This window comes from Bradyrhizobium sp. P2_E8 (genome assembly GCF_056403875.1).
This window is the reverse complement of sequence record NZ_JBFUES010000157.1, coordinates 1-10,305: the sequence shown is the minus strand read 5'-3', so window position 1 is coordinate 10,305 and position 10,305 is coordinate 1. Positions and strand designations below refer to the sequence as shown.

The following is a 10,305-nucleotide window of genomic DNA, read 5'->3' as shown; positions in this document are numbered from 1 at the left end:
GGCGCGCTTCGCTCCGGTCTCGTCGCCGACGAGGCGAGGGCGCTCGCCTTCGTGACGCTCGTCGTCTGCATCGTCGCTCTGGTCCTGGTCAACCGGTCCTTCAGCGCGTCGTTCGCGTCCGCATTCTTCCGGCCAAATCCTGCATTGATCTGGATCTTCGCAGGCGTGGCTCTCGTTCTCGCCACCGCGCTGCTCTGGCCGCCGGCCTCCAGCCTGTTCCGCTTCGGTCCGCTGCATGCGGACGATTTGATGATCACGCTCGGCGCGGGGCTGCTGGTGCTGACCGTGCTCGAATTGCTGAAACCGATTTGGGCGCGGCGACTTCGGTTCTAGCGACCGCTCAGGTCTCCCGATGCATCACCGACTCGCGCGGCTCCGTCTTCCCTTACGCAGCGCCAAGGCGGTACGGATAGATTGGACGTCTGCTTCACGCAGCCGCGTCGCGATCGATCTTCCGTAATCGCACGAAGGCGGCCCAGGCCCGCGGATATTCCTTGTCCGTGGGATCGATCGTCAGCAGCGCGCGGCATGCCTCCTTGATCTCTTCCGGCGAAGGACGCCTCGTTGGCCCCTCAGCTGATTTCGACTGCTCCCAGCCAGCCTCGATATCCTTCGCGAAAGCCAGGGCCTCGGCGGTCGTCCGCTTCTGCGTCGATTTCGCCAGGGAATGGCCCGGGGGGAACGTCGGCCATGCGGCCGGCGGCTGGTCGACACGCCACGTGAGTTCATCCTTCCGTGTCGCCTCCACGCGCGAACCTGGATGCTGCTCTGCTGGCGTCCAGCCTGCCCCGGCCGAACCTGACGAGACCGCCGATCTCGGCGCGACTGCCGAACCTGGTGCGTGTGCTGCCGTCTGTCCGGCCAACTGGCCAAGCTGCTGTTCCATTGTTCCGCCGCTGGACTTGGGGATGACCTTTTCGACGGTCTTGATCATCGACAGGGCGCCGGGCGAGATCAGCGTCCTCTGGTCGGCAATTTTGTCGTCGGCCGCGATTGGGCAGGGCTTGTATGTCGAGCGCTGCGACGTGATCCGACCGTCGTCGTCGATACGGGCATAATCGTTCGCGACGGTGTAAACGAAGGCGGTCTCAACATACTGCCTCTCCTTGTCCATCGCCTTCACGGAGCCGCACACGTATCTTGCGTCGTCCGCGTCGACCGTTCGCAAGCCGCTAAAATGAGCTGAATTCGGCTCGATGAGGACGCGTGCGACGGCGGCTCGCGCCATGCCGTGCTCCGATTGAAGCATGCTCCATATTTCGCCGGGGTTGATGGCGTCGGGCTGATAGTTCCATGCGTATCCAGCGGCGAAGAATGTTACGCCGATGCAAGTCGCGACGGCGAATGCTCGCACGTTCATAAGACGGATCCCCTAAGCAGGCACGACTCATCCGCGTCTCCGTTGACGGAGACTGCGCGAGTTGTGTCGAAGTATTTCTGCTAGTTGAGGGTGAGTGTCTTAATAAAACGTATCTGATTGTGAAAACGTTTTTGTTCCCGTCAAACGGGAACCCGCACGTTACATTTTCCGGTGCGGCGTCGCGTTCGCGACACGGAGCGGTCGGTCACTTCTTCGGCAGCCGGCCCATCAGATAGAATTCGTCGTTCGGCCGCATGCCGGTGAAGTTTGCCAGCCGGTTCGACAGCGCGAAGAAGGCCGAGATCGCGGCGATGTCCCAGATGTCGTCGTCGCTGAAGCCGTGCGGCGCGAGCGCGACGAAATCCTCCTCCGAGATCCGCTGCGCGTCGGCCGAGACCTTCATGGCGAAATCGAGCATCGCCTTCTGCCGCGGCGTGATGTCGGCCTTGCGATAGTTCACCGCGACCTGGTCGGCGATCAGCGGGTTCTTGGCGCGGATACGCAGGATCGCGCCATGCGCGATCACGCAATACTGGCACTGGTTGGCCGCCGAGGTCGCCACCACGATCATCTCGCGTTCGGCCTTGGTGAGACCGCCGTCCTTCTCCATCAGCGCGTCGTGATAGGCGAAGAACGCGCGGAACTCGTCGGGCCGGTAGGCCAGCGTCAGGAAGACGTTCGGCACGAAGCCGCTCTTTTCCTGGACGGTGAGGAGGCGCGTGCGGATGTCGTCGGGCAGTGTGTCGAGGGCGGGAGCGGGGAAGCGTTGCGCGGCTGTTTTTGTCATGAGCATGGATTCCGGCCTGGGGCCGGCAACCATAGTCGATGCGGGCGGCCGCCTCAACGTGCCACACGCTCAGTGTCATCGCCCGATTTAATCGGGCGATCCAGTATTCCAGAGACGGTTGTGGTTCAATCGAGAAGCCGCGGCGTACTGGATGCCCCGCTCAAGCCGGGGCATGACAGCGGAATTGGCGGAAGCGGTGTCAGTTCCTTACCGCAGCGGCTTCTTCAGCAGCGAGAAGCGGTCGGGATCGAGGCCCATCGAGGGTTGCAGCATCGGTGCTTCGGCGCTCGCGAGCGTCTTGCTGGGCGAGGCCGAGAACACCGGGTCGTTCGGCGTGTCGCGCTGCGAGGTGGCACCGCGCCAGCGTTCGAGCACCGCGCCGACGAAATGCATGTCGTGACCGGAAGTGACCGACGGCACGCTGCTGATGGTGGCCTCGCCGCGCGGCAATTGGTGCGGCGGCACCTCCTTGAAGCGCAGGCGGGTCGGCAGTGCGACGCCTTCGCCAAAGGCCAGCACTTCTCGGGTGCCGAGCGATGGCACGAAGGACAGCAAGTTCGCCGCGGCATCCGACACCGCAGCGCGCAGCAGCGCCTGGTCGCGTTCGTTGGCAAGACGCATCGTGAACAGCGTGTTGCACTGGGAGATGATGGTGGCGTCGAGCTCGGCCGGGCGCTGGGTGATCAGCCCGAGATAGACGCCATATTTGCGGCCTTCCTTGGCGATGCGCGACACCGCCTTGCGGGTCGGCCCAAAGCCGATGTTGCGATCGGCGGCGGCGTAGCGGTGGGCTTCCTCGCAGACGAACAGCATCGGCGAGACGCCGTCGCTCCACAGGCCGAAGTCGAAGGCCATGCGGCAGAGCACGGAGACGACGGAATCGATGACTTCGGCCGGGAAGCCGGCGAGTTGCATCACCGTCATCGGCTTGCCGTTGGCGGGCAGGCGGAACAGATGGCTGATCACCTCGGCCATGGTGTCGCCGCCGACATTGGCGTTGTCGAACATGAAGGCATAGCGGGGGTCGTTGCGGACCGCCTCGATGCGCGAGATCAGCTTGTGATAGATGATGCGCGAGGTGCGGTTTTCCAGCTTGCCCATGCGCTCGTCGATCAGCGATATCAGATCGACCAGGCGATACGGCACCGGCGTATCGACGGTGAAGCCGATCTGCTTGGGATCGATGCGCTTGAGGCCGAGGCGATCGGCGTTCTGGTACTGCGTGTAGATGCCCTTGGCGATCGGGATCACCTCGGCAAGGACGTCGAGCTCTTCGGGCACGCCGGCGCGGCCGCCGAACAGCACGTCGACGATTTCCTCGAAATTGAACAGCCAGAACGGCAGCTTCAGGTTCCGCGGGTTGAGCACCAGCGCGCGATCGCCGAAGCAGCGGCCGTACTCGTTGTGCACGTCGAGCAGGAAGATGCGCAGGTTCGGCCGTGCCTTCAGGATCTCGTTGAGCAGCAGCGAGACGCCGGTCGACTTGCCTACGCCGGTCGATCCCAGCACGGCAAAATGCTTGGACAGCATTTCCTCGATATCGACATAGGCGACGACCGAGCGGTCCTGCTGGAGGAAGCCGACATTGATCTGGTCCGACCCGGTCGGCGCGTAGATCGTGCGCAACTCCTGGCTGGTGATCAGGTCGACCGAATCTCCGATGGTCGGATAGTTGGTGACGCCGCGCTGGAATTTGGCCTTGTCGGCGGCGTTGAGGATCTCGCCGAGCAGGTCGACCGAGGCGATGGCGATGTAATTGTCGGCACTCGACAGATTCTCGCAGGAGACCTCGGTGATCATCGCGACGATGACCGAGCTGGCGCAGCGAATGCTGACGAAACGGCCGACGGTCGCCCGAACCTCCGAGATCGGCATCTGGCTTGCCGCCAGAAGCCCGACCCGGGCGAGCGATCCGCGTACCGAAATCACGCGTCCAAAGGATGTCACGATGAATGAACCTGGCAAGAGCGAGGGATTTGCACCGGACTATGCGCGGCCGCGGCTGCACAAACGGTTAAACGGCAGCCGCGGCGGCTTCGTTAAATCCGCGGCAATTCGGCCGACAGGCTGGTTCCTGATGCATACTCGTGGGCGGAAACGGCCGAAAAATGCTGCTTTTTGGGGCCGGCAGGCGATCAATCGAATTAAGGAAGATTTTACCATTCGGGCAGTCCACCCGCCGTTCGGGGTCGTTCTCCTCACGCGCGGGGCGCCATTCGGTCCGGGATGCAAGGGTTGATTTGTTGACGGGACCTAATCATTTGTACATTAGTACAAATGAACCCGCGGCCTCGGTGCCGCCCCCCGGCGCATGAGCCAATTGCGGCCCTTCGCCCGAATGCACGATCCGGTTCCTGCGGATCACAGTCACGCCCTGGAGGAAAGCATGCAGCCCGAACCGATCCTCGATCTGGCCCATCTCGGCCATATGGAGCTGCTGACGCCCAAGCCCGACGAGAGCCTGAAATTCTTCGTCGACGTCATGGGCATGACGGTCAGCGGCCGTAAGGGCGAGTCGGTCTATTTGCGCGGCTGGGACGATTACGAGCGGTATTCGCTCAAGCTGACGGCGTCGAAGACCTCGGGCATGGAGCACATGGCGCTGCGCGCGCGCAGCCAGCAGGCGCTGGAGCGCCGGGTCGCCGCGCTCAAAGGCTCCGGCTTCGACATCGGCTGGATCGACGGCGACATGGGGCAGGGGCCGACCTTCCGCTGCCGCGACCCTGATGGCCATATCGTCGAGCTCTATTACGAGACCGAATGGTATCAGGCGCCGCCGGAGCTGAAGCCCGCGCTCAAGAACCAGGCGCAGCGCTTTCCCGCCCGCGGCGTCAATGTCCGCCGCCTCGATCACCTCAACTGCCTCGCCGTCGACATCAAGGCCAACCGCGAGTTCTTCGAGAACTATCTCGGCTGCCGGCTCACCGAGCAGATCGTGCTCAATGACGGACGCGAGGCCGCGATGTGGCTGACGATGTCGAACAAGAGCTACGACTTCGCCTATTCGCTCGATCATTCCGGCACGCCGGGCCGCTTCCACCACGTCACCTACGCGCTCGACAGCCGCGAGGAGATCCTGCGCGCCGCCGACATCTTCCTGGAGAATGGCATCCACATCGAGACCGGTCCGCACAAGCACGCGATCCAGCAGACCTTCTTCCTCTATGTCTACGAGCCCGGCGGCAACCGCGTCGAGGTCGCCAATGCCGGCGCGCGCCTCATCCTCGCACCGGACTGGAAGCCGATCGTGTGGACGGAAGAGGAGCGCAAGAAAGGGCAGGCGTGGGGCCTGAAGACGATCGAGTCCTTCCACACCCACGGCACGCCGCCCGTGGAGGCGAAGAAGCACGCGTAGAGCATGAGCGGCCGACAGCAGCGCTTTCTCCGTTCCCTCCCTATCGCACACTACATTGGGCGTGCCGAACGAGCTCGGCCTGCATGGTTCGAGACGCCCGCTTTGGCGGGCTCCTCACCATGAGGGTCTGATATCTCGCCGCAAAACGCGACCTCATCCTGAGGGCCCGCCGTAGGCGGGCGTYTCGAAGGATGGCCGCAGGCGAGCTTGCTGCCATCCTGTCTTCGTATCGCCTTAGTGCGGAGGCGATCGCACGCGTGCGATCGTTTCGCGCACGCCGCTCCAGGCCGGCTTGTCAGGCGCGAATTGCTTGCGCAGGAAGGTGACGAGCTCTTCGACCTGCGCGTCGCTCATGCTGTTCCTGAACGCGGGCATGTAGCCGAGATCGCTCGATGCGGGCTCGGTGATGCCGTGCAGGATCACCTGCACGAGATTGTCCGATGTCGCGCTGTGCAGATTGCTGTTGAGCGCGAGCGAGGGCCGGCTGCCGAACAGCGGCAGGCCGCCGATCTCGTGGCAGACGGCGCAGGCGCCCTGATAGAGCCGCGCGCCGGTCGAGGCGGCGGTGGTGACTTGCGTTGCGCTCTCGAGCCTGGCGGCAAGCGCATCCGGCGTCTCGGCGGCAGCGTCGTTGAACGAGTTGAGATAGACGGCCATCGCGCGAATGTCCTGGTCGGGCAGGGCCGTGAGATCCCTGACAACAGGCGCCATCGGACCGGCGGCGACGCCGTGATAGCGCGAATGGCCAGTGCGCAAATAGGCGTAGAGCTCGTCTTCGCTCCAGGGGAYCGGTGCATGCGATAGTGACGTGAGCGGCGGCGCCTCCCAGCCCTCGGCAAAGCCGCCGGCGAGATAGGCCTGACGCTGCTCGGCGCCGAGCGCGTTACGCGGCGAATGACAGCCGCTGCAATGGCCGAGACTCTCGACCAGATAGGCGCCGCGATTCCACTGTGCGGATTGGGCGGGATCGGGCTTGAAGTCCTTCGCCTGATGAAACAGTGCATTCCATCCCGCGAGCAGCGGGCGAATGTTGAACGGGAAGGCGAGCGTGTTCGCGGGCGCCGTCGCGCGCATCGCGGGCTGCGCCATCAGATAGGCGTAGAGCGCCTGGAGGTCGGCCTCGCTGGTCCTCGAAAAATGCGTGTAGGGGAAGGCGGGGTAGAGCTGCCGCCCGTCGCGATGTAGTCCGTCGCGCATCGCGCGCTCGAAGGCAGGATAGGACCATGCGCCGATACCGGTCTCGACGTCGGGCGTGATGTTGGTCGCGTAGATCGTGCCGAACGGCGTTTGAAGCGCGCGGCCGCCGGCATTGAGCGCGCCGCCAATCGTGGTGTGGCACTCCGCGCAATTGCCGAGCGCGGCAAGCTGCTGGCCGCGGGCGATGGTCGCCGCGGAATAGACCGATGCATCGGGCCGCGCGATCGGTGCGATGGCGCGCCCGGGCAAGAGGGCGGCGCCAATGCCGATCGCGGCGGTGCAGACGGCGGCAATGGTCGCAAAGATGCCGGCGCGTTTGGCGAATGGATTCTGCCAGATGCGGGATGGTTTTGGCGCGGCGGGCGCGGGCAGAGCCTGCGGCACGGGCGATGTTTCACCGTGCAATCCCTTCAGGATACGCTCCGGCGTGAACGGTGGCTCGCGGAAGCGCACGCCGGTGGCATCGAAGATCGCATTGGCGATCGCCGCCGCGCTCGGCACCGAAGCGGATTCGCCGACGCCGAGCGGCGGCTGGTCCGGCCGCGGCAACATCAAGACGTCGATCTTGGGCACGTCGGGGAAGGGGATGATCGGATAGGCGCCCCATTCGCGCGCCGCCACCGCGCCGCGCTCGAACGAGACCTCCTCCATCAGCGCGCGGCTGGTGGACTGGATGACGTTGCCGTGAATCTGGTGGCGCACGCCATCGGGATTGATCATCAGGCCGGAGTCCTGCCCGGCGACGACGCGCGTCACGCTGACGTCGCCCGTCGTCTTGTTCACGGCGACGTCGGCGACCCAGGCCGACCACGCCGCGCCATAGCCGGGAAACTTGCTGTGGACGTAGAGCGCATAGGCAAAGCCGCGCCCGTGCACGACCTCGCCGTCTTTTTCTTCGCGGACGGGTCGCGGCGTCCAGCCCGCGCGCTCGGCGACCGCATTGACGAGATCGACGGCGCGCTGGTCTTTCAGGTAGCGCAGCCGGTACTCGATCGGGTCGACGCCGGCTTCCGTTGCGGCCTCGTCGATGTAGGATTCATGCGCAAACGTGTTCGGCAGCGCCGAGACGCCGCGAAGCCAGGACGCGCGCACGATCGGTGCCATGTCATGGGCGACGACGCGCATGTGGTCGTAGTCGTAAGGCGGGATCGCGGTGCGATCGCCCATCTGGAGAACGGCCGGATCGGGCGACACGCGACCCGTCAGCAGCAGCGCCAGCGTTGGCGCGGCGTTCGAGGGATAGCGTGTGGCAAGGTCGTAAGCAGCGACGCCGCCGTCGGCGTTGAGGCCGCCATTGACGTCGACGAGCTGCGCGGTGCCCTTGGGCTCCCAGGCGTGCTCCTGCTCGCGCGTCAGCTGAACGCGCACGGGGCGGCCGACCGCGCGCGACAGCAGCAGCGCGTCCGCGGTGACGTCGTCGGCGCAGTTGCGGCCGTAGCAGCCGGCGGCCTCCAGCCGGATGACTTCGATCTCKCTCTCGGGACGCTCGATCAGCAGCGCCAGATCCCCGCGCAGCAGATGCGGATTCTGCGTGCCCGACCAGACGCGGATGTTGCCGTTCTGGAAGTCGGCTACCGCGCAGGACGGGCCGATCGACGCATGCATCTGGTACGGCCACACATAGGTGCGCTGCATCGGCTTGGCAGCGCCTGAAATCGCCGCATCGACGTCGCCCTTGTCGATCAACGTCCGCGGCGTCGTCGGATTGGCGCGCAGCGCGGTCTCGACATCGGCGAGGTCGGTGAGATCAGGCGTCGGTTTCCAGCTCACCTTGAGCTGTTCCGCGGCGCGAATCGCATTCTCCTCGCGCTCAGCGACTACACCGACGAAATCGCCGATGCGCACGACGTCCATGATGCCGGGAACGTCGCGCACCGAGGATTCGTCGACTGCGATCAGGCTGGTGCCGACGAACGGGCCGGCGTCGACGCCGGCATAGGGCGGACGCACGACACGGCCGTGCAGCATGCCGGGCAGGCGGATGTCGTGCACGAAGGTCAATTCGCCCGTGGCCTTCGCCGGCAGATCGACCCGCGGCATCGACTGGCCGACGATGGCGTATTCGCCGACAGGTTTGACGGCGACGTCGTCAGCAAGCTCGAGCCGGATCGCCTCGCCGCCGATCAGCTCGCCATAGCTGACGCTGCGGTTGTCGTGCCCGCGCACGAGGCCGTCTTCGACTGTGAGATCGATCGCCGGCAACTCCAGCCGCTCGGCCGCGCGCGCGATCAGGAACTGGCGGGCCTGCGCCGCGGCCTTGCGCAAGGGCACGGCGGTGATCTGGATGGTTTCACTGGCGATCGTGGCGCCCTGGTTCGGCACCACGGCGGTATCGCCAAGCACCACGACGACGCGCGCAAAGGACACGTCGAGCTCTTCGGCGACGATCTGGCCGAGCGCGGTGCGGATGCCGGTGCCGAGGTCGACATGGCCATTGTAAGCGGTGACCGAGCCATCCGCGGTGATGCGGACGAAGGTCTCGGATGTGCATTCGTCCACCGTGTGGACGACGACGAGCGAGCCCGATTGCCGCTCAGCTCCGTTCGAGGCAGGGGAGGCCATCAGTCGGCGGCCTCAGTGAGTTGACCCGATGCGCGCATCACGGCGCGCAGGATTTCGACATGCGTGCCGCAGCGGCAGAGATTGTAGCGCAACGCCGCCAGCGCTTCCTGCTCGGTCGGCCGCGGGTTGATCGCGAGCAGCGCCTTGGTGGTCATGATCATGCCGTTGAGGCAATAGCCGCATTGCGCGGCCTGCTCGTCGATGAAGGCTTGTTGCACCGGATCGGGCTTGTCGCTTGTGCCGAGCCCTTCGAGCGTCACGATGTCGCGTCCCGCACAGCCGCCGATCGGGATGACGCAAGAGCGCGCGGCGGCGCCGTCGATCAGGACAGTACAGGTGCCGCATTCGCCGAGGCCGCAGCCATATTTCGGACCGTTGAGCGCGAAGTCGTTGCGCAGCACATAGAGCAACGGCGTCTGGCGCTCTGCAGTGACCTCGTGGATCCTGCCGTTCACGGTGAGGCGGATCGGTGTCTGCGTCATCCCTGTTCCCAAGCCCCGCGACGATCGGGTCGCAAAAATTGTACGTTGCGACGATACCGTTTGTACACAAACGTGCAAGCGGCCATGCCGCAGTGCAGCGCGACTGCCCGCTTTGTGGACAAAGGCGGGAGGCAAATGAGGTTTTATTCGGCAGGCGCATCTTTTCGCGCGCGCCGCCGCTTGACAGCTATCGGGACCGCGCGCAACATCGTTCGTATACGAATGATAACCGCAGTGTCCGCTGGCTTGCACATGGTGACTGAAACGACGAGCGCCGCCACCGACAAGATCCGCTGCGATGCCTGTCCGGTGATGTGCTACATCAAGCCGGGCGCGGCAGGCGCCTGCGACCGCTATGCCAACCACGACGGCAAGCTCGTTCGCGTCGATCCGCATGTGATCCTGGAGCGCACCGTCTCGCATGGCGGCAAGCTCGTGCCGTTCAGCCGCACGGAAGACTGGGACGGCAAGATCGTCCACGAACCCTCGACCTTCGTCACTGCGATCGGCGCGGGCACGACCTATCCTGACTACAAGCCGGCACCGTTCATCGTCTCTGCGG

Annotated in this window: 8 protein-coding genes and 1 pseudogene; 4 read left to right on the top strand and 5 right to left on the bottom strand. The window is 65.0% G+C overall.

The genetic code is table 11. The features are described 5' to 3' along the window. The coding region (locus tag AC1D00_RS11560; RefSeq protein WP_477010758.1) for a cation transporting ATPase C-terminal domain-containing protein at nucleotides 1-333 on the top strand (333 nt) is incomplete at its 5' end. Between the two features lie 94 nt (nucleotides 334-427). Here AC1D00_RS11560 and AC1D00_RS11555 read toward each other — a convergent pair. From AC1D00_RS11555 to AC1D00_RS11545, 3 genes are all read right to left on the bottom strand, one after another. Further along, a complete protein-coding gene (locus tag AC1D00_RS11555; RefSeq protein WP_477010757.1) occupies nucleotides 428-1,360 on the bottom strand; it encodes a hypothetical protein in 933 nt (310 codons plus the stop codon). Nucleotides 1,361-1,565: 205 nt separating this feature from the next. Further along, nucleotides 1,566-2,147: a peroxidase-related enzyme gene (locus AC1D00_RS11550; RefSeq protein WP_477010756.1), complete on the bottom strand. Its 582-nt coding sequence runs from the start codon at nucleotides 2,145-2,147 to the stop codon at nucleotides 1,566-1,568. 207 nt (nucleotides 2,148-2,354) lie between these two features. After that, nucleotides 2,355-3,947 (bottom strand): ATP-binding protein, encoded by a 1,593-nt coding sequence (locus AC1D00_RS11545; protein WP_477010755.1) that lies wholly within the window; start codon nucleotides 3,945-3,947, stop codon nucleotides 2,355-2,357. On the opposite strand from AC1D00_RS11545, the gene AC1D00_RS11540 reads away from it, so the two are divergent. Together AC1D00_RS11540 and AC1D00_RS11535 are read left to right on the top strand one after the other, a co-directional pair. After that, a complete protein-coding gene (locus AC1D00_RS11540) occupies nucleotides 3,940-4,386 on the top strand; it encodes a hypothetical protein (protein WP_477010754.1) in 447 nt (148 codons plus the stop codon). The genes AC1D00_RS11545 and AC1D00_RS11540 overlap by 8 nt on opposite strands. A 147-nt stretch (nucleotides 4,387-4,533) precedes the next feature. Further along, complete coding sequence (locus tag AC1D00_RS11535) at nucleotides 4,534-5,502, top strand: catechol 2,3-dioxygenase (protein ID WP_027543243.1); 969 nt, start codon at nucleotides 4,534-4,536, stop codon at nucleotides 5,500-5,502. 234 nt (nucleotides 5,503-5,736) lie between these two features. On the opposite strand, the gene AC1D00_RS11530 is transcribed toward AC1D00_RS11535, so the two are convergent. Both AC1D00_RS11530 and AC1D00_RS11525 read right to left on the bottom strand, forming a co-directional pair. Then, entirely contained in the window at nucleotides 5,737-9,261 is a 3,525-nt protein-coding gene (locus AC1D00_RS11530) for a molybdopterin cofactor-binding domain-containing protein (protein ID WP_477010753.1), read from the bottom strand. Beyond that, nucleotides 9,261-9,743: a (2Fe-2S)-binding protein gene (locus AC1D00_RS11525; RefSeq protein WP_135173918.1), complete on the bottom strand. Its 483-nt coding sequence runs from the start codon at nucleotides 9,741-9,743 to the stop codon at nucleotides 9,261-9,263. The genes AC1D00_RS11530 and AC1D00_RS11525 overlap by 1 nt, the downstream gene beginning before the upstream one ends. Before the next feature lie 252 nt (nucleotides 9,744-9,995). Here AC1D00_RS11525 and AC1D00_RS11520 point away from each other — a divergent pair. Next, a pseudogene (locus tag AC1D00_RS11520) lies at nucleotides 9,996-10,305 on the top strand (6-hydroxynicotinate reductase); the annotation flags it as partial.

Excerpts from the sequence above, each read along its gene's own strand:
- AC1D00_RS11555 (WP_477010757.1), bottom strand. The coding sequence starts at position 1,360 with ATGAACGTGCGAGCATTCGCCGTCGCGACTTGCATCGGCGTAACATTC.
- AC1D00_RS11535 (WP_027543243.1), top strand. The coding sequence starts at position 4,534 with ATGCAGCCCGAACCGATCCTCGATCTGGCCCATCTCGGCCATATGGAG.
- AC1D00_RS11550 (WP_477010756.1), bottom strand. The coding sequence starts at position 2,147 with ATGACAAAAACAGCCGCGCAACGCTTCCCCGCTCCCGCCCTCGACACA.
- AC1D00_RS11525 (WP_135173918.1), bottom strand. The coding sequence starts at position 9,743 with ATGACGCAGACACCGATCCGCCTCACCGTGAACGGCAGGATCCACGAG.
- AC1D00_RS11545 (WP_477010755.1), bottom strand. The coding sequence starts at position 3,947 with ATGATCACCGAGGTCTCCTGCGAGAATCTGTCGAGTGCCGACAATTAC.